A 22,031-nucleotide genomic window follows, 5' to 3' on the forward strand; every position below is an offset into this window, starting at 1 on the left:
TCTCCTGAAAATTTGGTGGTTAGGCCTGAACGGCGGTGAGGGAGTCCTTGGCGGCCGCGGCTACTGCTTCAGCCGTGATGCCGAACTCCTGGAAGAGGCGCTTGTAGTCAGCGGAAGCGCCGTAGTGCTCAAGGCTGACGGAACGGCCGGCGTCGCCGACGAATTCCTTCCAGCCCAGGGCAAGTCCTGCTTCGACGGAGACACGGGCCTTGACCGCGGACGGGAGGACGGACTCGCGGTAGGCGGCGTCCTGCTTGTTGAACCACTCAACGCAGGGCATGGACACAACGCGGGCGGCGATACCTTCGGCCTGCAGGGCTTCACGGGCCTGAACGGCCAGCTGGACCTCGGAACCGGTGGCGATCAGGATGACATCGGCTTCGACGGTGGAGCCGTCCTTAGCCGCTTCGGCCAGCACGTAGCCGCCCTTGGCGACGCCGGCAACGGAACCGAACGTGTCGCCGTCGGCCTCGCCTTCGCCGCGTTCCCAGGTGGGAATGTTCTGGCGGGTCAGGACGATGCCGGCCGGGTTGGCGTGGTTTTCCAGCATGGTCTTCCATGCGGCTGCTACTTCGTTCGCGTCACCGGGGCGGACCACGTCCAGGCCGACGATGGCGCGCAGCGAGGCGAGCTGCTCCACCGGCTGGTGGGTGGGTCCGTCTTCACCCAGCCCGATGGAGTCGTGCGTCCAGACATACAGGGACGGGACGCCCATCAGCGCGCCGAGGCGGATGGCCGGGCGCTGGTAGTCACTGAAGATCAGGAACGTGCCCGAGAACGCGCGGGTCCTGCCGTGCAGGCTGATGCCGTTCACGATCGAGGCTGCGGCGTGCTCACGGATGCCGAAGTGCAGGACACGGCCGTACGGGTTGCCCTTCCAGGCATCGGTCTGCTTCGACGCCGGAACGAAGGACGGCGAGCCCTCGATGGTGGTGTTGTTCGACTCCGCAAGGTCGGCCGAGCCGCCCCACAGCTCCGGCAGGACGGGACCGAGCGCGTTCAGGACCTTGCCTGAGGCGGCGCGGGTGGAGACGTCCTTGCCGGCCGGGAAGACCGGCAGTGCCGCGTCAACATCGTTGGGCAGTTCCTTGGCCTCAATCCGCTGCAGCAGGGATGCGCCCTCAGGGTTGGCCGCCTGCCAGGCGTTGAAGGACTCTTCCCATTCCTTGCGGGCGGCCGCGCCGCGGTCCACCACGGAACGGGCGTGGGCCAGGACTTCCTGGTCAACCTCGAAGGACTTGGCCGGATCGAAGCCCAGCACTTCCTTCAGTGCCGCGACTTCCTCGGCGCCGAGCGCGGAACCGTGGATCTTGCCCGTGTTCTGCTTCTTCGGGGCGGGGTAGCCGATGATGGTGCGCAGCGACACGATGGAGGGCTTGGACGTCTCGGCCTTGGCGGCGAGCAGCGCCGAGTAGAGCTCCTGGACGTCTTCCTTGTATTCGCCGGTTTTGGTCCAGTCCACCCGCTGGACGTGCCAGCCGTACGCTTCGTAGCGCTTCAGGACATCCTCGGTGAAGGCGATGTCGGTGTCGTCCTCGATGGAGATGTGGTTCTCGTCGTAGACCACCACGAGGTTGCCCAGTTCCTGGTGCCCGGCCAGGGAGGAAGCCTCGGCCGTGACGCCTTCCTGGAGGTCGCCGTCGGACGCGATGACCCAGATGGTGTGGTCGAACGGGCTGGTACCGGGGGCGGCGTCGGCGTCGAACAGGCCGCGCATCCGGCGCTGGGAGTATGCGAAGCCCACCGAAGAAGCAAGGCCCTGGCCCAGCGGGCCGGTGGTGATCTCCACACCGGCGGTGTGCTTGTACTCAGGGTGGCCCGGGGTCAGCGAACCCCAGGTCCGCAGCGCCTGCAGGTCCTTCAGCTCCAGGCCATAGCCGGAAAGGAACAGCTGGATGTACAGGGTCAGCGAAGTGTGGCCGGGGGACAGGACGAACCGGTCACGGCCCAGCCAGTCCGGATTCCGCGGGTCGTGGCGCATCAGCTTCTGGAAGAGCAGGTACGCGGCCGGAGCCAGGCTCATCGCCGTTCCGGGGTGGCCATTGCCAACCTTCTCCACGGCATCCGCAGCCAGCACGCGGATGGTATCCACCGCGCGCTGATCCAGGTCGGTCCAAGACAGTTCTTGCTCTTCCAAATGTGGCACGAAAACCGGGCCCCTCTCTGTGCTGATGGCAGGCGGCACACCGGATCCGGTTAAAGGCGCGCTTTGTGGCGCCCGCTGCGGTGTGTACCAGCCGTTCACCATCGAAACGTTGATCTATCACTCAGCCACTGGCCAGTCCGGGAACGCGTTTTCCACTGCTTCCTTGCTGCGTGCTGATCTGGTGACAGCTTAGCTCTATTCCATTCTCAGGGCGGCGCAAATCTCACGTTTTGGACGCAATTTCGCCTTTTATGAACCACCCTGAAGTGAGGCTGAGTTAATCTGCTCGAATCGGCGTTCGAGCGATCAAGTGCGCATATGAGGCGGCCGGTGGGAGGGTATCGGCGCGGTATGATATTCGGAGGCCAATGCCGGGCAGCGGACCTTTCCAGCCGTCCGTAGCTGCACCGCCAGACACAACTGCCACACAGAACGGGTGACTGCCACCGTGAGCACAACAGATACGCCGCTGAACGCATCCCGGGCATCAAGTGCCGGGTTTGCCCGTAAGGCCAAGGCGTATCTCGCCCTCACCAAACCGCGTGTGATCGAACTGCTGCTGGTGAGCACGCTTCCCACCATGATTTACGCCGAACGGGGCTTCCCCTCCATCGGACTGATCCTGGCCACCCTGGTGGGCGGCGCGTTCGCCGCCGGCAGCGCCGGGGCTTTCAACTGCTATATCGACCGGGACATCGACAAGCTGATGCACCGCACGGAGAACCGCCCCCTCGTCACGGGTGAGGTCACGCCGCGTGAAGCACTGGTCTTCTCCTGGCTCCTGGGCGCTGCCGCCATCGCCATCCTGTGGTTCGGGGCAAACCCGCTGTCGGCATGGCTGGGATTGGGTGCCATCTTCTTCTATGTGGTGATCTACACGATCATCCTTAAGCGCCGGACCGCACAGAACATCGTGTGGGGCGGCGCGGCCGGTTGTTTCCCGGTGCTGATCGCCTGGGCGGCAGTCACGAATACCGTCGAATGGCCGGCCATCATCCTCTTTATGGTGATCTTCCTGTGGACGCCGCCGCACTACTGGCCGCTGTCCATGCGCTACGGCGAGGACTACCGCAACGCCAAGGTACCCATGCTCGGTGCCATTGCCGGCGCCAAGGTGGTTTCGGTCCAGGTGGTTCTGTACGCCTGGGCCATGGTGGCCTGCTCGCTGCTTATGGTTCCGGCCGGCGGGGCGGGCTGGGTCTACACCGTTACGGCAGTCCTGGCCGGTGCCTGGTTCCTCTACGAGTCGCACTCGCTGTACAACCGGGCCCAGCGCGAGGACATCTCCGACAAGCGGGCCATGAAGGTGTTCCATGGCTCCATCAGCTACCTGACCTTGCTGTTCATTGCCCTGGCTGTTGACCCGTTCGTCGGCCCGGCCGCCATGGCAGGCTAGGCTTCGCCCGCTCCCGGCACCGATACGCTTGCCCACTGCCGCATGTGCCGGTGTACCGGCTGGCTGCAGGCTGATGGAGGGCTTTTCCTGCGTACCGGCGGGTCTCCCCGGCTCACTTTGATGCCTGCCTAGACTGGCATGATGGGTGCGCTTTGGAGCGTTGCGCTTGTTCTGCTCAGCGCTGGACTGTGGCTGGGCACAATTTCGCTTGCTTTGACCCTCGCTCCCGTTCGGTTGAAAAGGCGGGTTTCGAAGGCCCCGGAACGAAACGAACATGTGGAGCCCGTTTCCAGGGAGTAGTTTCCCTGTTGTGAGTGGCTCCCTTTTCGGCGATGGTTCCCCCACTTCCCGGACCATAAAATGCCGTGCTTCGGAGACGCCTTGATGAGTACCACGGGACCTGAAAACAGGTAGTCAGTACTCGTGTGTCCAGCGTTGCGTGTGCCTTACTGTGGTGCGACAGACCCGGTTATGACCGGATCTGCTGGCTCGGGAGATACCCGAATTTCCGGCTCCTGCCGGGGCATGGAGACCGGGGCCGGCGGCGAGGGTGCATGTCTGAGACCGCATGTACCGCCCCCAGCCGTCGTCGGCCCCCACCTCGCCTTCCTGGGGGATAACCGGCGGTGGGTGCAGTATAAATTCAATAGTCATCATCCGTGAGGGTGATCAGTTCTTGGGAGCTTTTATGGATGCCGGGGCGATCCTCGGGTTCATACTCGGGTACATTGCAACAGGCGTTGGAGTGTTCCTTCTCTACGCGCCGGTCATCGTGCTTTTAGTTGTGCTGTTGATGGCAGCGGGGGTTGTGCAATTGCTGCTTTGGCCTTTCATCATCCTGCTGCGGAAATGGCGGAGGCGGAAACGGGGGTATGAACCTCCGTTGGATGGCTCGTGGCTTTTCAAGTGAGGCCCGCCCGGTGGAACCGTTTCCATCAGACTGCGGGGTTACGGGACTGACGGTTTGTGCGTGGCTGCGAGGACGGCAAGATCGCGGAGGAGTCGTTGCACTTCGTGTTCACGTCCGCGGGTACGTAACGGGGGCGAGACTGTCAGCGGTTTCTTCGGAGGAGAGGGAACCGGCCCCCGGCGTGTGGAAGGCGTCACCGCAACAGCAACCGCATCTATAGAGCCCCCACGTTCCGTCCAAACGCCCCCAAACATTTCCGCTACTGATTTCAGCAGATTCATGGCGTCCAAAATCCCTGGACGAGCTTGTAAGCCCACCATAGGAAGCATCCGGGGCCGAAAGGAAGATAGTTTCTCCATCCGAACGATTTATTGGGTAAATCTTGAGGTGCGCCGCTCACCGTCACATGGTTTGGGGGCTTCCCCAAACATGGCGTCTGCCCCATCTTTCCACGCGGCCGCGCCAGGGCGCCCGCCCTCCTAACCCCGCACGAGTCCTGCGCCGATTGCGGCATGGGGCCGATGACCAGGGTCAGTGCGCCTCTCAGTCGAGATGGTTTCAAAGCCAGCAGCCGCAAGCATCGAGATGAACTGTTCCACCGGCCAGGCGTCGGCAGGCGTTACAGCATGAGGAAACGTCTCGATTTTGTCCCCTTCGAACAGACCCAGCAGGAGACGTCCACCAGGAGCCAGGGTCCGTGCCAGGTTCTGTAATGCGGAAGCCATCTGGTCGGGCTCAAGGTGGATCAGTGAGTACCATGCCAGGATGCCGGAGGCATAATCTTCGGGGACGCCCGGATTCATGAGTGGGGCCACACGGAACGGGGTGCCGGGGAAGCGTTCTTTTGCTTGCTCAATGAACCATGGCACCAGATCGATTCCTTCGACGGCGGCCCCCCGTCCGCGAGGAATTTAGTCCAGAGCAGTGCAGCTGCGTTATTCCACGGGGCTGGACCTGGCGATGTCCCAGGCGTTGGTGGCTGCGACCATAAGCAGCGCGGCGCCCAGCATATGTGCGGCCACCAGCAGGGCCGGAATGCCGTTGTAGTACTGGCTGAAGCCAATAACGGCCTGCAGCACGGTCACGCCGAGGAGCCCCAGAACCGCTGTGCGGAAGGGCCCGGTGATCCCGCGCATGAACACGAGCGCCAGCGCCACCACCGTTCCGGCGGTAATCAGGTAGGCGGGAACGGCGTGGATGTGGGAGAAAAGATCCCAGTCCAGCCCGTTTCGGGGAGCATCGGCATCGCCCGCGTGCGGGCCGGCTCCGGTCACTACGACGCCGAGCATCACGGCGAGGGCGGAGAAAAGTGCGATGGCGGTTGTCAGCGGGCGCATGATTCCCGGCAGGGCGCGGTGCCGCGCTGCGAGGAACCGGCCGGTCTTGCCGAAGGCCCGGTTGACGAGCAGCGTCGCGAACACCACGAGTGCCATGGACACCAGGAAGTGAAGGCCCACCACCCAGGGGTTGAGGTTTGTCAGCACGGTGATGCCACCGATGACGGCTTGGGCCGGGATGCTGGCCAGAAGGCCCAAGGCCAGGAGGAACAGGTCCCTGCGCTCCTTGCGGAGGTTCCACAGATACACCAGCATGAGGGCGGCAACGGCGGCCAGGGCGAAGGTGAGGAGCCTGTTGCCGAATTCGATGAACCCGTGGATGCCCATCTCCGGCGTGTTGACCAGGGAGGTGTCCGTGCAGCGTGGCCAAGTGGGGCAGCCGAGCCCCGAAGAAGTCAGCCGGACGGCCCCGCCCGTCACGATAAGCAGCGTCTGCCCGATCAGCGAAGCTACAGCAAGGCGCCGGACGCGGACGTCCACCGTGCGGGGAAGCCGCGATACCAGGCGGCCGGCCAGTTGGGGAAGGCGTGAAGCCGTGCTCACGATTATCTCAATTCCACTTGAACCAACGGATGGCTGCTGCCCCGGCAAAAAGGGTCCAGAGCAGCAGTATGAGGGCGGCGGCACCGTCCAGGGTGCCGGAGAGAAATGCTTCGCGCATGGATTCGCCCAGTGCCCCTGACGGCAGGAGCTCCACCAGTCCCTGGGCCGCGGCAGGAAGCCTTCCGACCGGAATCACAATGCCTCCCAGTGCGCCAAGGAGAATCCACAGCAGGTTGGTGATCGCCAGCGTGGCTTCCGGCCGGACGGTACCCGCCACCAGCAGGCCAAGGGCAGTGAAGGCGGCAGCGCCCAATGCGAGGAGTGCCAGCCCGGGAAGCCAGCCTGCTGCCGGCGGTTGCCAGCCCAGTGCCAGGGCAACGGCGCTGACGACCACGACTTGCAGGGACAGCACGGCCAGGACTGAGATGGCCTTCCCGGCTATCAGTCCGCCGCGGCCCAGGGGAGTGGTGGACAGGAACCGGAGCACTCCGTAGCGGCGGTCGAACCCGGTGGCGATGCCCTGCCCGGTGAAGGCCGTGGACATGGCACACAAGGCCAGGATGCCGGGTACGGCCAGGTTGATGCGGCTCGCTCCCATCCCGTCAAGGAATGGCGTGACAGTCAGGCCAACGAGTGCAAGAAGTGGCAGGACCACCGCCAGGATCAGCTGCTCGCCGTTGCGCAGCATGGCCAATGCCTCATATTTTCCCTGCAGCATCACTCGGCGGAGCAGGGAAGCGGGCTCTTGCCGGCCGGAGGATTCCATAAGGCTGGTACCGGGGGCAGCACCGGCCGGAGTGCGCTTCATCGGATGTCCTTTCCCGAGATATCCAGAAAGACGTCTTCAAGGCTACGCGCCTGCAGGCTCATTGAGGCGGGCATGATGTCATTCGCGTCCCACCATGCAGCCAGTGCTGCGAGGTGTCCGGGGGTTAGTGAGCCCGTGACGCAGTAGCTGCCGGCCCTGGCTTCGGTAACAGCAAGGCTGTCCGGCAGCACTGCTGAAAGATCCAGCCCGGGCGGCGCCTCAAACACCAGCGTCCGCACGTGCTCTGCACCGGCTTCCGCGGAGGGGTCCCTCTGCAGGAGCTCCTGTACCGTTCCTTCGGCAACATTGCGGCCACCGTCGATGATGTAGACGTAGTCGGCAAGCCGCTGGGCGTCATCCATCAGATGCGTCGTGAGGATGATTCCCATCCCTGCCTCCCGCAGCCCGGAAATCAGGTCGAAGACCAGCTGCCGGGACTGGGGGTCGAGTCCGGCGCTGGGCTCGTCAAGGAACAGGACTTCGGGCCTGCCGATCAGAGCGGCGGCAAGGGCCAGGCGCTGCTTCTGCCCCCCGGAGAGCCTCCGGACGCTAGTCCTGCTGAAGGCGTCGATTCCAAGCCGCTCGATCAGCTCATCCACGGGCCAGGGCCGCGCGTACAGTCCGGCAATGTGCCGCAGCAGCGGAACAGGCCGGGCCGACGGCGGCAGCCCGCCGTCCTGAAGCATCACGCCTACCCGGGAGCGCAGCTGCGCCCCTGCCGTGGCAGGGTCGTGACCCAGCAGCGAGATGCTGCCGCCGCTCCGCTTTTGGAGGCCTTGTGCGCATTCGAGAGTGGTAGTTTTTCCGGCCCCGTTTGCACCGAGCAGGGCCGTTACCTGCCCCCGTTCAGCGACGAGTGAGACACCGCTGACCACGCGGAGCATCTTTCCGTCCAGGCTGGCGAGCGGGCCGACATCCTTGACGAGCCCATGGATGGACAGAACGGGGGATTGGGGGGAACGCACCCCAGTATTCTACGGGAAGTAGTATTTCCCTCCGTCCTTCGCAGCGGCTGCTGAGGTCAGCCTGTCCTTACTGGAGCGGGGGACTAAATTACGACATGATTGTGTTGTGTATTCCATGAGCAATGCTACTGCTGTGCCTTTTGCCGGGCACGGGGCCTCACAGGCCCCGGCAGACCGGGGCCCCACGGCCGCCGGTCCGGTGGCCGATGCGGATGATCGCACCCGGGACCGCGTCCTTTCGGCCGTCCTGGAACATGGCCCCGTGAGCGCCGCTGAACTCGGTGACCTGCTCGGATTCACACCTGCCGCAGTGCGCCGGCACCTGGACCATTTATCCCGTGCGGGCGTGATTGAAGTCAAGCGTGTTGCGCGTTCCGGGGCGGGGGCGGGACGTCCTGCCCGCCGGTATGTCCTCAGCTCCCAGGGCCAGTCGAGCCTCGGCGACGACTATCTGGACATCGCCGCCCTTGCACTCCAGCAGCTGCAGAAAGTTGCCGGGCCCGACGCGGTCCGGGCATTCGCCGTCGAACGTTTTGCCGATATGGAACGGCGGTACGCGCCGGAAATCGAACAGGCCGGCCCGGATATCACTGACCGGGCCAAGGCACTGTCAGACGCCCTGAGCCGAGACAATTTCGTCGCGTCTGCAGCATCCATCGAGGCCAAGGCCCCGCTTCCGGCCGCACTGTCCAGCGTGCAGCTGTGCCAGGGCCACTGCCCCATCCAGCAGCTCGCCGCCCGGTTCCCCGTGTTCTGCGACGTGGAGACCGAAGTCTTCTCGAGGCTGGTGGGCGTGGACGTCCGCCGGCTGTCCACGCTTGCACGCGGCGGACACGTCTGCACCACCCATATTCCTACAGGCAGGCTGTCTGCCGGAGGGCATAAACCGCCTCCGGCAGCCCCCGCCAGCCTGAATGAAGTAACCAACCAGCAGCAAGAAAGGCCGTGATGACGGACCAACTATCAGAGAAAGCGGTAGCCGAAAACACTGTGATCTCGGAGATTCTGGAAAAGAATCCCGAGCTCCACGGCATCGGCAACTACGAGTACGGATGGGCTGACAAGAACGATGCCGGCGCCAACGCACGTCGCGGTATCAATGACGAGGTAGTCCGCGATATTTCGGACAAGAAGAGCGAACCGGAATGGATGCTCGACCTTCGCCTCAAGGGCCTGAAGTACTTTGACCGCAAGCCCATGCCCACCTGGGGCGCGGACCTGTCCGGCATCGACTTCGACAACATCAAGTACTTCGTCCGTTCCACGGAGAAGCAGGCTGCCACCTGGGATGACCTGCCCGAGGACATCAAGAACACCTACGACAAGCTGGGCATCCCCGAGGCTGAAAAGCAGCGCCTGGTTTCCGGTGTTGCCGCGCAGTACGAGTCCGAGGTCGTTTACCACCAGCTGCGTGAGGACCTTGAGAGGCAGGGTGTCATCTTCCTGGACACCGACACCGCGCTGAAGGAACACCCGGAGATCTTCCAGGAGTACTTCGGCACCGTGATCCCGGTGGGCGATAACAAGTTCGCCTCGCTGAACACCGCCGTCTGGTCCGGCGGGTCCTTCGTCTACGTCCCCAAGGGCGTCCACGTGGACATCCCGCTGCAGGCCTACTTCCGCATCAACACCGAGAACATGGGCCAGTTCGAGCGGACCCTGATCATCGCGGACGAGGACTCCTACGTCCACTACATCGAGGGCTGCACCGCGCCGATCTACACCTCGGACTCCCTGCACTCCGCCGTTGTGGAAATCATCGTGAAGAAGGGCGCCCGCGTCCGGTACACCACCATCCAGAACTGGTCGAACAACGTGTACAACCTGGTGACCAAGCGTGCCATCTGCGAAGAGGGCGCCACCATGGAATGGGTCGATGGCAACATCGGTTCCAAGGTCACCATGAAGTACCCGGCCGTCTACCTCGTGGGCGAGCACGCCAAGGGCGAGACCCTCTCCATCGCGTTCGCCGGTGAGGGCCAGCACCAGGACACCGGCTCCAAGATGGTCCACATCGCGCCGAACACCAAGAGCTCCATCATCTCCAAGTCGGTGGCCCGCGGTGGCGGCCGTGCCGCCTACCGCGGCCTGGTACAGGTACGCGAAGGCGCCAAGCACTCCGCCAATACCGTCCGCTGTGACGCGCTTCTGGTTGACACCATCAGCCGTTCGGACACCTACCCCTACATCGACATCCGCGAGGACGACGTTGTGATGGGCCACGAGGCAACTGTTTCCCGGGTCAGCGAAGAACAGCTCTTCTACCTGATGTCCCGCGGCATGCGCGAAGACGAGGCCATGGCGATGATCGTCCGCGGCTTCATCGAGCCGATTGCCCGCGAGCTCCCCATGGAGTACGCACTTGAGCTGAACCGCCTGATTGAACTGCAGATGGAAGGGTCCGTCGGATAACGATGACTGAAATCACTACTGAAAAGGCACGCATCGGCGCGCCCTCAGCCCAGCCGTTCATTGACGGCTTCACCGAAGAAGGCGAAAGCCTTTCGCCCATCAACGCGGCAGGTTCCAAGGCACCGCTTGCCGGGGCTTCCGCCAAGAGCCACTCGCACGGTGGCGGCGAAGGCGTCCCGGACAGCTCACGCGCCGGCCGCCTGACCTCCTACAAGCTGGCCGACTTCAAGCCGCTGACCGGCATGGAGGAAGACTGGCGCTTCACTCCCCTGAAGCGCCTCCGCGGGCTGCACTCCGAGGTCCTGTCCGGCACGGCGCCGACCGTGATCGTCAAGGGCCCGGAAGGCGTCCTTGTCGAGGGCGTGGGCCGGGACGACCAGCGGATCGGTACCGCCGGCATCCCCGAGGACCGTGTCTCCGCCAACGCCTGGGAGAACTTCGCAACTGCCACCGTGGTGACCATTCCCTCGGAGTTCGAGGCCCTGACGGAGATCACGGTCGATATCGAAGGCACGTCCATGGACGCCGCGGCCCAGCACCTGGTGATCGTCGCCGAAAAGTTCTCCAAGGCTGTTGTGGTCCTGAACCACAAGGGCTCGGCCGTGGTCTCGGAAAACGTTGAAATCATCGTGGAAGACGGTGCCAACCTCACGGTTGTCTCGCTCCAGGAATGGAACGACCATGCCGTGCACGCTTCCTCCCAGCAGGCGAAGATCGGCCGCGACGCCAAGTTCAAGCACGTCATGGTGAGCCTGGGCGGGGACCTGGTCCGCGTTACGCCGTCGGCCCGCTTCACCGCCCCCGGCGGACAGGCCGAACTGTTCGGCCTGTACTTCGCTGACGCCGGCCAGCACCTTGAGCAGCGCCTGTTCGTTGACCACGCGGTGCCCAACTGCAAGTCCAACGTGCTGTACAAGGGCGCACTGCAGGGCCGCAACGCCCATGCTGTCTGGGTTGGCGACGTCCTCATCCGCAAGGAAGCCGAAGGCACCGACACGTACGAGGCCAACCGGAACCTGCTGCTGACTGACGGCGCCCGCGCCGACTCCGTGCCCAACCTCGAAATCGAGACCGGACTGATCGAGGGTGCCGGCCACGCCAGCGCCACCGGCCGGATGGATGACGAGCACCTCTTCTACCTGATGGCGCGCGGCATCCCCGAGTCTGTTGCCCGCCGCCTCGTGGTGCGCGGCTTCCTGAACGAGATCATCCAGCAGATCGACGTCGCCTCCATCGAGGAGCGGCTGACCGAGGCTGTTGAGCACGAGCTCGCACTGACGGACAACTAGAGGCTACGGAGCACGGGGTTACACATGACTGACCAGCCAAAGGGCGAGCTTGTCTGCAAAGTGGATGATATCCAGCTGAAGCAGGCGCTGCGGATCCTGATCGACGACTACCCGGTGGCGATCGTCAAGGACTCCATGGGGGAGATCCACGCGGTCGGCGACACCTGCTCACACGCGGACATCTCCCTGTCCGAGGGTGAAGTGGAGGGCTGCGCCATCGAATGCTGGGGCCACGGCTCGCAGTTCGACCTGCGCACCGGCGAGCCGCTGCAGTTGCCCGCCTACGATCCCGTGCCGGTGTTCGCCGTCGAAATCCGCGGTGACGAGGTCTATGTGGACTTCACCAATGTGCTCAACGGCGCCGAAGTGCCCAACTTCAGCTAGCGCCACAGATTTACGAACCAACTTCCAGACAGAGACCGCACCGCCGCCGGGAGGCACGGTGCAGAGGAGAACAAGACACATGTCTACTCTTGAGATCAAGGACCTGCACGTCAGCATTGAGACGGAACAGGGCACCAAGGAAATCCTGAAGGGCGTCAGCCTGACCATCCGGACCGGCGAAACCCACGCCATCATGGGCCCGAACGGTTCCGGCAAGTCCACCCTGGCGTCCACCATCGCCGGCCACCCCCGCTACAACGTCACCAGCGGCTCCATCACCCTGGACGGCGAGGATGTCCTGGAAATGAGCGTGGACGAGCGCGCCCGCGCCGGCGTCTTCCTGGCCATGCAGTACCCCGTTGAGGTTCCCGGCGTCAGCATGACCAACTTCCTGCGCACCGCCAAGACCGCCATCGACGGCGAGGCACCCAAGCTGCGCACCTGGACCAAGGACGTCAAGGCTGCCATGGAGCAGCTCCGCATCGACGCCGACTTCGCCCAGCGCAACGTCAACGAAGGCTTCTCCGGTGGCGAGAAGAAGCGTGTGGAGATCCTCCAGCTGGAGCTCTTCAAGCCCAAGTTCGCCGTCCTGGACGAGACCGACTCCGGCCTGGACGTTGACGCGCTGAAGGTCGTTTCCGAGGGCGTCAACCGCGCCCACGCCGAGGGCAAGATGGGCACGCTGCTCATCACGCACTACACTCGCATCCTGCGCTACATCAAGCCTGACTTCGTGCACGTGTTCGTGGACGGCCAGGTTGTCGAAGAAGGCGGCCCGGAGCTGGCCGACCGACTCGAAGAAGAAGGCTACGACCGTTACGCCAAGGGCGCCGGCGCGGCCACCATCGCAGCAGCTGCCGCAGTACAGGCCTAGTAAAGGACTTGTCATGACAGAAATCAACGCAGCCCGCACGAGCCTCGAGGATGTCGAAGAGGCTCTCAAGGACGTCATCGATCCAGAGCTCGGCGTCAACATCGTGGACCTCGGCCTGCTGTATGGCCTGAAGTACTCAGACGACGACGGCGCGCTGCTGATCGACATGACGCTCACCACCGCTGCATGCCCGCTCACCGACGTACTCGAGGAGCAGGTGGGCAAGGCACTGGACGGCGTTGTGGACGACTGGCGCCTGAACTGGGTCTGGATGCCGCCTTGGGGTCCGGAACGGATCACCGACGACGGCAAGGACCAGATGCGGGCCCTCGGCTTCAATATCTGAGTTCGAAAAAGTACGACGACGGCGGGTTACCTTTCCTGGGGAAGGTGACCCGCCGTCGTCGTAATCAATGCGGAACGCTTTGGCGCTCTACAGAGCGGGTGCGGAGAAGGTGTCGCACTGGTTGATGTCACCGGTTTCGTATCCCCTGTAGAACCACCGCTGGCGCTGCTCGCTCGAGCCGTGGGTCCATGCTTCGGGAGTGACGCGCCCGGTGGCTGTCTCCTGGATCCGGTCATCGCCAACTGCGGAAGCGGCGGACAGTGCATCGTTCAGGTCCTGCTGGGTGAGTGCTTCCAGGAACGGCTGGCCACCCGGCCCTGGCTGGGTCGAGGCGTGTTTGGCCCAGAGTCCCGCATAGCAGTCGGCCTGCAGTTCCACGCGCACCGCGCCGGACTCCGGGCCCTGCGGATCCTGCTGGGCCCGGTCCAGGTCTCCCAGGACGTTCTGGATATGATGTCCGAATTCGTGGGCCACAACGTACTCCTGGGCCAGCGGCCCGCCGGAAGAGCCAAAGCGGTTCACGAGTTCCGTGAAGAAGCCGGGATCGAAGTAGGCGGTGGTGTCGGCCGGGCAGTAAAAGGGACCCACGGCGCTGGAAGCCGCGCCGCAACCTGTATTGACCCCCTGATCGAAAATCACCGTCTTCGGCCGCGGGTACTGCACGTTGTACTGCTGCAGATATGCAGGCCAGAACGCGTTCAGGCTGTTCACCGTACCCGTGATGCGGCAGTCCACGCGGGCGTCCGCGTCCGCCCCTGTCCGGCAGGCCGGCGCGGTGCCCTGGCTTTGGGGGGCCGGGGCAGCGCCCCCTGCCAGGCCCTCGAGGAGCTGCGGGTTCACACCCAGGAGTGCGGCAACCAGCAGCAGGAGTCCGCCGCCGATTCCGCCGCCAACCTTTGCACCGCGGCCCATGCCGCGCCGGTCCTGGACCTGCGAGGGGTCCAGCTGAACGTTGTCATTGAAACTCATGAAGTCACATTACCCTCGGCCCCGGAACTCAATCCGCGCAGGCCGGTAAAGTTGATCCGATGCCTTTCCTCAACAGAATCCAGCGTTGGGCCGGTGAACGGCCCCATGACACCGCCGTCGTGGTTGCCGGCCGCCGCCTGACCTGGGCTGAACTCCGGGACGCAGCTGCCGCGCTGGTCACGGAAACAAAATCGGTAACCGCCCTCTGCGAGGCCAACTCCACTGGTTTCGCCATCAAGTTCGCCGCCGCGGTAGCCGGTGGGCGCCAGTGCGCAGTCCTCGATCCCGCCTGGCCCAGCCAGCTGCAGGAAGACATCCTGCATCGCGTTGAGGCTTCGGCCCTGCCCGCCGCCGTGTCACCGGACGACGCCCTGGCTGACGGCGCGCCGGACAGCACGTTCCTTATTGGCCTGACCTCAGGCACCACTTCGGTGCCCAAGGCCTTCACCCGGTCGCGGCGTTCCTGGCAGGAGTCCTTCGATGCCTCGATTGAGTTTTTCGGCCTGCGGCAGGACGACGTCACCCTCGCGCCGGGACCGCTGGCGGCCAGCCTGAACCTTTATGCCCTGGCGGAGTGCCTTTACGCGGGTTCCGAATTCCAGACGCTCGAAAATTGCGACGTCGGCGCCGTCCATGCCGCGATCACCTATGACCGGGTCACCCGGTTGGTGCTGGTGCCCACGATGCTGCGGATGCTCAGCGAGCGCGGCCTGGCCGGATGTGTTGACGCGTCCGGCGTTCGCACCATCATCTGCGCGGGCTCCAAGCTCGATGCCCGGACCCTCGAAGCTGCGCGCCGCTGGGCCCCTAACGCCACCATCTTCGAGTACTACGGCGCCTCGGAGCTGAGCTTTGTGTCCGGCACGGGGCTGCCCGCCGGCCAGGCCCTTGCCGTCGGCGGAACCGGCATCGGGCGTCCCTTTCCCGGCGTGGACGTACGGATCCTGGACGACGCCGGGGCACCGCTCCCGGACGGCGAATCGGGGAATATCTGTGTACGGAGCGCCATGGTCAGCAACGGCTACCTCTGGGGCGATGACGGCCAGGCGCTGCGGTCCTTCGGAGGCTGGTTCACGGTGGGAGACCAGGGCTATCTCAAAGCGGGGGAACTGCATATCCTGGGCCGCCGCGCGGACATGATCCTCACCTCAGGGAAGAACGTCTATCCGCACGAGGTCGAACTGGCCCTTGCAGCAGTGCCCGGAGTGGCGGCCGCCGTGGCTGCCGGCATGCCCGACGACCTGCGGGGCCAGCGCGTGGTGGCCGGGGTCATCCCGTCCCACGGCGGGATCACTGCAACACAGCTGCGGGCGGGCCTGGACGACATCCTGGCCCGGGACAAACGTCCATTGCAGTATTTCGTCCTTTCCGAGCTTCCCGTCACTGACCGCGGCAAGGTCAGCCGGAACCTGTTGCTGGAGTGGATCAAGACCCGAGACCACAGGGTACGGAACCTTGGCGCCTGAGCTCCTTCCCCCGGACCGGCAGCCGGTCATCATCGCGGCCAGGCGGACCCCCGTCTGCCGGACCAACGGCGCCCTGGGCAAACTGCGTGCCCATGAGCTTTTGGCTCCCGTGCTGCGGGAACTCGTGGCAAATGCAGGGGCGGAACCGGAAGCTGTCTCTGACGTGGTCGTAGGCAATGCCGTGGGCGGGGGCGGCAACGTGGCCCGGCTGGCACTGCTGGAGGCGGGCCTACCGGTCGCCGTTCCCGGCATCACCGTGGACCGCCAGTGCGGTTCAGGCCTGGACGCGATCGTCCTCGCCGCCCGGCTGGTGGCAGCGGGCGGGAACCCGCTGTATCTGGCGGGGGGAGTGGAAAGCACCAGCACTGCACCCCTGCGCGCGTACAGGAACGACGACGGCGGGCCCGAGTTTTACCGTCGCGCCCAGTTTGTTCCGGCCAGCTTCGGTGACCCGGACATGGGTGTGGCTGCGGAGACCGTGGCCCAAGAGTTCAGCGTTGGCCGGGAGCGCCAGGACACCTTCGCGCTGCGGAGCCATCTGCGGGCCCTCGCCGCCGCCAAAGCCGGGCATTTCGACGGCGAGCTGGTTCCGTTGAAGACCGGCACTGCAACTGTTGCTGCGGACGACGGTCCCCGGCGTGGCCTGACCTCAGCGGTGATGGCGCGGTTCCCGCCCGTTTTCGTGGACGGGGGGACTGTCACCGCTGGAAACTCCTGCTTCGACGCGGACGCCGCATCCGCCGTCGTCATAACTTCGGTTCGGCGCGCACAGGAACTCGGGGCCAGGGACGGACTGCTGGTGCTGGGCACCGGGACAGCGGGTGTACACCCGGCGGTGCTGGGTGTTGGTGCCGCCACCGCCGCGCGCGACGTCCTCACCCTTGCAGGCATGGCCGCCGATGAGCTGGAGCTGGTCGAATTCAATGAGGCCTTTGCCTCCCAGACGCTCGCCTGCCTTGACCAGTTGGGCATCGAGGAGGAACGCGCAAACCTGGACGGGGGAGCCTTGGCCCTGGGTCATGCCTATGGCGCGTCAGGCGCTGTCCTGGTGACGCGGCTGCTGGCCCAGGCGCGCCGCACGGGCACTGAAGGGAGCCTGGGACTTGCCATGATCAGCAGTGCCGGCGGTATGGGTACAGCGGCTTTGTTGCAGTACCTGCACCTCCAGGACGGCTGACTGCTCCAGGCGGAAGGTCAATCCTCGGCTTCGCCCAGGCCCCGGGCGGCCAGTGCCTCGCCCGTCTGGCGGGCAAAAGCCACGGAAGTGATGAACACCGGAAGGACCAGGGCCCGCGGATTGCGGTCGATGCCCCTGGCCCGTGCGGAGTCCCGGACGTCGGCGAATGTTCCGACGATATACGGGATGCTGCGGAGCATGATCCCGATGGTGAGGGCGAAACGCTCAGGATCGGCGCCGAACCGCTTGAAGGGGCCGGCCGCTTTGACCACGCCATCCAGGAGCTGCTGCACAGGCGTGGTGGCGGTCAGCAGGGAGGCAGCCACCACACAGACGAGGATGTTCAGGACAATCCGGGCCGCCGTTGGTGCCCCCAGCTGCCACCACTGGAAGAGCCCGATCACCAGCAGGACCGGGGCGAGCGGGCCGACCGCGCCCCACAGTCTTTTCACGCCCGCTCCCGTCAGCAGGAACAGGCCGCAAAGCCCGGCGAGCACCAAAAGGGAGACGCGCCAGTCCACGATGGCAAACGACGCAAGGCCGGACGCAAACACCAGCAGGAACTTAAATGCCAGCGGTGAGCGGTGGACCAGGGAATTCCCCGGGACATAGTTGGCCAGCAGGAAGCCATGGCCCCTCATCGATTGGGCTCCCTGATCTCCAGGCCGTCCATGCAGAGGGCGCGGTAGGCGGCAACGGCATCCGCAGCCGCGCCGTCGAAGGCGACTTTGCCCTTTTCGATCACGAGGACCCGGTCCATTTCGAGGGCCAGCTCAAGGTCGTGGGTGGACATGATGATCTGCTGCTCCAGGCCGGCCAGGGTCCTGCGCAGAAGTTCCCGGTTGCGCAGATCGAGCAGGGTGGACGGCTCATCCAGGACCAGCACCGTCGGGGCCACCGCCAGCACCGCGGCGAGGGCCATCAGTTGCCGCTCGCCGCCGGACAGTTCATAGATGCTTTGGTCTGCCAGGTCCAGCAGGCCCAGGCGGTCCAGCGCCTCCTCAGCCAGCCTGCGACGCTCCGTTCCGTTCTTCACGGAGCGGCGGAGGGACAGCTCCACGTCCTCCCGCCCGGTGGGCATGACCAGCTGGGATAGAGGATCCGTGAACACGAAGCCGACGTTCCGGCGCACAGCCCTGACGGCCCGCACAGTGTCCGCGCCGTCCACCGAGACATTGCCCGAGCTGGGCTGAACAAGGCCGTTGACCAGGCGCAGCAGCGTGGATTTGCCGGAGCCGTTGGCGCCAATGACTCCTACCCGCTGCTCCGTGAGCTGCAGGTCCACGTCCGCCAGGAGGACTTTGGGCACCGGTTGGTTGTCCACCGGCACGGCCACGGCAACCTGGTCAAACGTCACTTCGGGCATGGAGAATCCTAGGCGTTTGCAGGCTGGGGGAGGCTGCGCTTTACCCGGCGCACCAGGATGTCCGGGAAGGCGCGGTGGAGCGCGACGGCGATGACGGCCGCAAGGATGTTCTTGATGATGTCACCGGGATAGAAAACCAGGTCGCTCAGGAACGCCTGGCCCAGGGTCGCCTTGGTGTTGAGCGCAATGCCAAGGATTCCCAGCGAGTGCACCACCACCACGCTGGTGACCGTGGCAGCGAGGAAGAACCAGAGTGCGCGGGCTTTGATGGTCCGCCGGATCACAACGGTGGCCAGCCAGCCCACAATCCCTGCAGCAATGGGGAAAGCGATGATGTAACCGGCTGAGGGTCCGGCCAGGATGCCCAGGCCACTGCGGCCCTGGCTGAAGATGGGCAGGCCGGCGAGGCCCAGGAGGACGTAAAGCCCGACGGCGGCGAAGCCCCTTCCCGGGCCAAGCACCAGGCCGGTGAGCATCACGGCAAGGGTCTGGAAGGTGATGGGGACGCCGAATCCGTTCACGGCCAGCCCCGGCACCAGGGCGGAGCCGGCTACCAGCGCGGCGAAGACGGCAATCAGCCCCAGGTCCGTCGCGTTCCAGCGGCGGCGCGGGGCGTTCAGGGTGTTTTTGACGGCGGTGTCAGTTTTGCTCATGGCGGTCCTGTCGGGGTTGTACAAACGGAATGTAGTGTACTGCCGACGCTACCGGGGTGGAACAGGGCGCATTTTGTAGGGGGCCTACTAAAGCCGGCGCCTGGTGCTGACGGCTGCGCACAACGGTGACCACCGTGTCCGTCACGGGACAGTTCAGAATGCGTAGCGGATGCGGCAGTAGGGCGTGATTTTCCCGATCAGGGCGGCCAGTTGCCGCACATAACCTGCCTTGGTTCCGGAACGGTAGCGGACGTTGGTGAAGCCGTTGGACGAGACCTTCGATTCCTGGAGGTCGGGACGCCAGAGCACGTTCTCGGCCCGGGGATGCCATCCCAGGTTGACCTCGTGGAGCCGCTCATTGTGGGTCAGGAAGATGACTTCCGCCGCGAGCTGGGCCTTTGCGGCGGGTGTCAGGGTGGCATCGAGTTGACGCAGCAGTTCCTCCCAGTCCCTGAGCCACGTGTCGGTAATGATGACGGGGGAGAAGTTCACGTGCACCTCGTACCCGGCATCGACGAAGTCGTTGATTGCGCCCATTCGGTCAGCTACCGGCGAGGTCCGGACGTCAATCGACTTCGCCAAATCCGCGGGCATGAGCGAAAAGCGGATCCTGGTGTGACCGCCGTGGTCCCAGCGGAGCATTGCCGGGTTCACGTACTTGGTGGCAAAGGACAGCTTGGCGGTGGGCAGCTCGCGGAAGAGCGTGACGAGATCCTCCACGTTGTCACTGATCAGCGCATCGACCGAGCAGTCGCTGTTTTCCCCAATGTCGTAGACCCACAGTTCCGGATCACACTGGTTGGGCTCCAGTTTCATGCCCTGGCGCCTGACGTGCCGCTCAAGCGCCCCGGCAATCTGGTGGATGTTCGCGAAGACGGTGACCGGGTTGCTGTAGCCCTTGTGCCGGGGCACGTAGCAGTAGGCGCATGCCATGGCGCAGCCGTTCGCGGTGGAGGGCGCAATGAAGTCCGCGGATCTGCCGTTCGGCTTGACGGTCAACGCCTTCTTGACGCCGAGGACCAGCGCCTCCGTCTTGATCCGGGACCAGCGCGGCACGTTCGTTTCATCGCCGTGCACGTCCGGGATGTTCCAGTGGTTGTCGACAAGCACGACCTCGGCGTCCGGCCAGCGTTCGACGACCTCCTTGCCCCGGGGAAGCTCCAGTGCAGCAGGCTGCGCGTAGATGCGCCGGATCTGCAGCAGCCGGTTGAAGTCCATGGCTCCATTCTCCCAAGACGCCCTGGATGCCGGGGGCGATTAAGCCCACGGCATCTTGGTGCCGTACACAGTTGTCTATTGAGACGCTTGGCCTCGAGTTCGGGGAATCCTAGGTGGCCTCTTTGTTGAACACTTCCGGTGTCTCTCGCTGCCGCCTACGCACCTCCAGAAGCCCCACCGTGTTGGCTGCAGTGAAGACAGCACTGAAGGTGATGAACAGGTCCCTTACCGCCATCCAGCTTTGATCATCAGGCTGAGCGATAAGGGACATGACCAGGATCAGCCCTCCTGCAAATAGTCCACCCACGCTAGGGAAGTGCCGCTGCTGCATCAGTCCGTTTACCTTTCGGTTCCCGCCCCATGGCTGTCCTTCCAACGTGATGATGGAGCCATGGACCTGACGCTAGACCTTGCCGGTTAGGCGATCAATGCTCTTGATCGAATCATGAGCAATAGCGTCCGGGAGGCCTCACTCGCTTCCCCGGTCGCTCTTCAGGCAGTCCGGATTAACGTTTCCTGGTTCTCCTGGCGCCAGGCTTGTGCCGCCGGGATCAGGTTCGAGGTCAGGGCAGGCGCCTGAATTCACCGGGGCGGATCTGTACCAGGATCGGCAGTGTCAACTGGATGGGGGCGGCACCGATCGGTTCGTCGAGCAACTCGTTAACCGATGTTTGCCCTTCAAGCTCCCCGGACTTATCGCGCTCCATGGCTCTTGACCCTAGGCGAGTCCCCCTGCTTTCGGTCACTCGGACACGCGGCGGGGCTAACCGTCGTCGCGCCCGTTGTTCCAAGCCGGGCCGAGATCCAGGTCCAGATCCTCGTGTGAGTGCAGCCGGCGCCAGGTGGAGTCGGCCCGGGCCGTCGGCAGGGCGGATGCGGTGGGCATCCGGTCCACGTCCACCAGCTGTTCCAGATCCAGGTCCGTCAGGCTGGCAATGTCCCGGATGGGTACCTGAAAGGTGCGGAACGGGCCCAGCGGGGGAGCGTCACCGGTGACGCCGGGGCGTTGAATGTCCGGGAGTTCGCCCAGTTGGGGTGTCTGGTCCACGATGTAGCCGGTGGCAGCGAGATTGCCGTCGTGCAAAAATGCGGCCACTTTGAAGAATTGCAGGGGGATGTCGACGCCGCGGTACACCGGGTCCAGCTCACTGAAGATGGGACCGGTAAAAACGATGAGCCGGCGGCCATGGTCCGCGGCGTTGTCCAGCAGGTAGCTTTCCATCCCCAGCCAAAGGTCCAGTCCCTGGTTGAACTTCGCTGCCTGTGGGGCGGCGTTGGTGTAGTGGAAGGTGTCCTCGTTGGCCTGGGCTGCCTCGGCCCGGGTATCACCCCAGACTGCTGAGGCCCGGCGGACCAGGTGGCCGCGGTCAATGTCGTTGCGAGCGTACACACGTTCCCCGGTCTGTTGGTCTTCGGCCAGCCGGGGATCAAGCCGCCATTGGATGCCGGACCTGTCCAGGTCCATGAGCTTGTCACCATCGATGCCAAGGGCGGTCACCGCGGCGAGCCGTTTATCAAGGCGCATGAGAACAGAGAAGTGCGTGTAGGGCAGCAGTACCGTCTCCACGCCGGCCAACACGGGAATCGGGACCGCCGGGCCGAGGAAGTTGGTGTCGAACCCGGCCCGGCCGGACAGGTCACGGGCGGGCGCAGCGGTGGTCTCTGTCAGCGGGAGCTCATCCATGCCCCGACCCTAACAGCAGCAGGTGACAGTGACGTGAACCAGGCCGGCAGCCGAGCGGCGTGCACGGAGCAACGCTTTAAGGTCATCT

General features: G+C 64.6%; 22 protein-coding genes. 9 read left to right on the top strand and 13 right to left on the bottom strand.

Going from position 1 to position 22,031, the window contains the following annotated elements:
- Nucleotides 1–19: 19 nt before the first annotated feature.
- Nucleotides 20–2,137 carry a transketolase gene (tkt, locus tag NXY83_RS09615; protein ID WP_258806154.1) on the bottom strand — a complete coding sequence of 706 codons (2,118 nt, stop codon included), beginning with the start codon at nt 2,135–2,137 and terminating at the stop codon, nt 20–22.
- A 445-nt stretch (nt 2,138–2,582) separates the two neighbouring features.
- On the opposite strand from tkt, the gene NXY83_RS09620 reads away from it, so the two are divergent.
- On the top strand, nt 2,583–3,542 hold the full coding sequence (locus NXY83_RS09620) for a heme o synthase (RefSeq protein WP_258805867.1): 960 nt from the start codon (nt 2,583–2,585) through the stop codon (nt 3,540–3,542).
- A gap of 1,389 nt (nt 3,543–4,931) precedes the next feature.
- Here the strand turns inward: NXY83_RS09620 and NXY83_RS09625 are convergent.
- The 4 genes from NXY83_RS09625 to NXY83_RS09640 form a co-directional block, all read right to left on the bottom strand.
- Nucleotides 4,932–5,321: a class I SAM-dependent methyltransferase gene (locus NXY83_RS09625; RefSeq protein WP_258805868.1), complete on the bottom strand. Its 390-nt coding sequence runs from the start codon at nt 5,319–5,321 to the stop codon at nt 4,932–4,934.
- Nucleotides 5,322–5,387: 66 nt separating this feature from the next.
- A complete protein-coding gene (locus NXY83_RS09630) occupies nt 5,388–6,332 on the bottom strand; it encodes a COX15/CtaA family protein (RefSeq protein ID WP_258805871.1) in 945 nt (314 codons plus the stop codon).
- Between the two features lie 7 nt (nt 6,333–6,339).
- Nucleotides 6,340–7,098: an ABC transporter permease gene (locus NXY83_RS09635; protein WP_258806155.1), complete on the bottom strand. Its 759-nt coding sequence runs from the start codon at nt 7,096–7,098 to the stop codon at nt 6,340–6,342.
- 38 nt (nt 7,099–7,136) lie between these two features.
- Nucleotides 7,137–8,105 carry an ABC transporter ATP-binding protein gene (locus NXY83_RS09640; protein WP_258805872.1) on the bottom strand — a complete coding sequence of 323 codons (969 nt, stop codon included), beginning with the start codon at nt 8,103–8,105 and terminating at the stop codon, nt 7,137–7,139.
- A 115-nt stretch (nt 8,106–8,220) separates the two neighbouring features.
- Here NXY83_RS09640 and NXY83_RS09645 point away from each other — a divergent pair, with 115 nt between their 5' ends.
- From NXY83_RS09645 to NXY83_RS09670, 6 genes are all read left to right on the top strand, one after another.
- Nucleotides 8,221–9,054, top strand: coding sequence for a helix-turn-helix transcriptional regulator (locus NXY83_RS09645; protein WP_258805873.1), 834 nt, complete (start codon nt 8,221–8,223; stop codon nt 9,052–9,054).
- Entirely contained in the window at nt 9,054–10,517 is a 1,464-nt protein-coding gene (gene sufB, locus NXY83_RS09650) for a Fe-S cluster assembly protein SufB (RefSeq protein WP_258805874.1), read from the top strand. Before NXY83_RS09645 ends, sufB begins: the two co-directional genes overlap by 1 nt.
- A gap of 2 nt (nt 10,518–10,519) precedes the next feature.
- Nucleotides 10,520–11,806 (top strand): Fe-S cluster assembly protein SufD, encoded by a 1,287-nt coding sequence (sufD, locus tag NXY83_RS09655; RefSeq protein ID WP_258805876.1) that lies wholly within the window; start codon nt 10,520–10,522, stop codon nt 11,804–11,806.
- 24 nt (nt 11,807–11,830) lie between these two features.
- Nucleotides 11,831–12,190 (top strand): non-heme iron oxygenase ferredoxin subunit, encoded by a 360-nt coding sequence (locus NXY83_RS09660; RefSeq protein ID WP_258805877.1) that lies wholly within the window; start codon nt 11,831–11,833, stop codon nt 12,188–12,190.
- Between the two features lie 79 nt (nt 12,191–12,269).
- Nucleotides 12,270–13,064 carry a Fe-S cluster assembly ATPase SufC gene (gene sufC / locus NXY83_RS09665; RefSeq protein WP_258805878.1) on the top strand — a complete coding sequence of 265 codons (795 nt, stop codon included), beginning with the start codon at nt 12,270–12,272 and terminating at the stop codon, nt 13,062–13,064.
- 13 nt (nt 13,065–13,077) lie between these two features.
- Complete coding sequence (locus NXY83_RS09670) at nt 13,078–13,410, top strand: metal-sulfur cluster assembly factor (RefSeq protein ID WP_066275677.1); 333 nt, start codon at nt 13,078–13,080, stop codon at nt 13,408–13,410.
- A gap of 87 nt (nt 13,411–13,497) precedes the next feature.
- Here the strand turns inward: NXY83_RS09670 and ypfJ are convergent, their stop codons facing one another.
- On the bottom strand, nt 13,498–14,379 hold the full coding sequence (gene ypfJ, locus NXY83_RS09675; protein ID WP_258805879.1) for a KPN_02809 family neutral zinc metallopeptidase: 882 nt from the start codon (nt 14,377–14,379) through the stop codon (nt 13,498–13,500).
- 59 nt (nt 14,380–14,438) lie between these two features.
- Between ypfJ and NXY83_RS09680 the strand changes: the two genes are divergently transcribed.
- A complete protein-coding gene (locus NXY83_RS09680) occupies nt 14,439–15,845 on the top strand; it encodes a class I adenylate-forming enzyme family protein (RefSeq protein ID WP_258805880.1) in 1,407 nt (468 codons plus the stop codon).
- On the top strand, nt 15,835–17,022 hold the full coding sequence (locus NXY83_RS09685) for a thiolase family protein (RefSeq protein WP_258805881.1): 1,188 nt from the start codon (nt 15,835–15,837) through the stop codon (nt 17,020–17,022). The genes NXY83_RS09680 and NXY83_RS09685 overlap by 11 nt, the downstream gene beginning before the upstream one ends.
- Before the next feature lie 17 nt (nt 17,023–17,039).
- Here NXY83_RS09685 and NXY83_RS09690 read toward each other — a convergent pair whose 3' ends face one another.
- From NXY83_RS09690 to NXY83_RS09720, 7 genes are all read right to left on the bottom strand, one after another.
- Complete coding sequence (locus NXY83_RS09690; protein WP_258805883.1) at nt 17,040–17,663, bottom strand: energy-coupling factor transporter transmembrane component T family protein; 624 nt, start codon at nt 17,661–17,663, stop codon at nt 17,040–17,042.
- Nucleotides 17,660–18,388: an energy-coupling factor ABC transporter ATP-binding protein gene (locus NXY83_RS09695; RefSeq protein WP_258805884.1), complete on the bottom strand. Its 729-nt coding sequence runs from the start codon at nt 18,386–18,388 to the stop codon at nt 17,660–17,662. Before NXY83_RS09695 ends, NXY83_RS09690 begins: the two co-directional genes overlap by 4 nt.
- Before the next feature lie 8 nt (nt 18,389–18,396).
- Entirely contained in the window at nt 18,397–19,041 is a 645-nt protein-coding gene (locus NXY83_RS09700) for a biotin transporter BioY (RefSeq protein ID WP_258805885.1), read from the bottom strand.
- A 153-nt stretch (nt 19,042–19,194) separates the two neighbouring features.
- Nucleotides 19,195–20,259 (bottom strand): spore photoproduct lyase family protein, encoded by a 1,065-nt coding sequence (locus NXY83_RS09705; protein ID WP_258805886.1) that lies wholly within the window; start codon nt 20,257–20,259, stop codon nt 19,195–19,197.
- 109 nt (nt 20,260–20,368) lie between these two features.
- A complete protein-coding gene (locus NXY83_RS09710; protein WP_258805887.1) occupies nt 20,369–20,590 on the bottom strand; it encodes a hypothetical protein in 222 nt (73 codons plus the stop codon).
- A gap of 232 nt (nt 20,591–20,822) precedes the next feature.
- Complete coding sequence (locus NXY83_RS09715; RefSeq protein ID WP_258805888.1) at nt 20,823–20,966, bottom strand: hypothetical protein; 144 nt, start codon at nt 20,964–20,966, stop codon at nt 20,823–20,825.
- A 56-nt stretch (nt 20,967–21,022) separates the two neighbouring features.
- Nucleotides 21,023–21,943, bottom strand: coding sequence for a DNA/RNA non-specific endonuclease (locus tag NXY83_RS09720; RefSeq protein ID WP_258805889.1), 921 nt, complete (start codon nt 21,941–21,943; stop codon nt 21,023–21,025).
- Nucleotides 21,944–22,031 lie beyond the last annotated feature (88 nt).

Source organism: Pseudarthrobacter sp. NS4, assembly GCF_024758005.1.
GTDB lineage: Bacteria > Actinomycetota > Actinomycetes > Actinomycetales > Micrococcaceae > Arthrobacter.

What these genes read in the sequence shown, in the direction of transcription:
- NXY83_RS09635 (WP_258806155.1), bottom strand. Translation starts at nt 7,098, where the DNA reads ATGGAATCCTCCGGCCGGCAAGAGCCCGCTTCCCTGCTCCGCCGAGTG.
- NXY83_RS09670 (WP_066275677.1), top strand. Translation starts at nt 13,078, where the DNA reads ATGACAGAAATCAACGCAGCCCGCACGAGCCTCGAGGATGTCGAAGAG.
- ypfJ (WP_258805879.1), bottom strand. Translation starts at nt 14,379, where the DNA reads ATGAGTTTCAATGACAACGTTCAGCTGGACCCCTCGCAGGTCCAGGAC.
- NXY83_RS09700 (WP_258805885.1), bottom strand. Translation starts at nt 19,041, where the DNA reads ATGAGCAAAACTGACACCGCCGTCAAAAACACCCTGAACGCCCCGCGC.
- NXY83_RS09660 (WP_258805877.1), top strand. Translation starts at nt 11,831, where the DNA reads ATGACTGACCAGCCAAAGGGCGAGCTTGTCTGCAAAGTGGATGATATC.
- NXY83_RS09695 (WP_258805884.1), bottom strand. Translation starts at nt 18,388, where the DNA reads ATGCCCGAAGTGACGTTTGACCAGGTTGCCGTGGCCGTGCCGGTGGAC.
- NXY83_RS09690 (WP_258805883.1), bottom strand. Translation starts at nt 17,663, where the DNA reads ATGAGGGGCCATGGCTTCCTGCTGGCCAACTATGTCCCGGGGAATTCC.
- NXY83_RS09720 (WP_258805889.1), bottom strand. Translation starts at nt 21,943, where the DNA reads ATGGATGAGCTCCCGCTGACAGAGACCACCGCTGCGCCCGCCCGTGAC.
- NXY83_RS09710 (WP_258805887.1), bottom strand. Translation starts at nt 20,590, where the DNA reads ATGCAGCAGCGGCACTTCCCTAGCGTGGGTGGACTATTTGCAGGAGGG.
- sufB (WP_258805874.1), top strand. Translation starts at nt 9,054, where the DNA reads ATGACGGACCAACTATCAGAGAAAGCGGTAGCCGAAAACACTGTGATC.
- sufC (WP_258805878.1), top strand. Translation starts at nt 12,270, where the DNA reads ATGTCTACTCTTGAGATCAAGGACCTGCACGTCAGCATTGAGACGGAA.
- NXY83_RS09645 (WP_258805873.1), top strand. Translation starts at nt 8,221, where the DNA reads ATGAGCAATGCTACTGCTGTGCCTTTTGCCGGGCACGGGGCCTCACAG.
- NXY83_RS09705 (WP_258805886.1), bottom strand. Translation starts at nt 20,259, where the DNA reads ATGGACTTCAACCGGCTGCTGCAGATCCGGCGCATCTACGCGCAGCCT.
- NXY83_RS09680 (WP_258805880.1), top strand. Translation starts at nt 14,439, where the DNA reads ATGCCTTTCCTCAACAGAATCCAGCGTTGGGCCGGTGAACGGCCCCAT.
- sufD (WP_258805876.1), top strand. Translation starts at nt 10,520, where the DNA reads ATGACTGAAATCACTACTGAAAAGGCACGCATCGGCGCGCCCTCAGCC.
- NXY83_RS09715 (WP_258805888.1), bottom strand. Translation starts at nt 20,966, where the DNA reads ATGGAGCGCGATAAGTCCGGGGAGCTTGAAGGGCAAACATCGGTTAAC.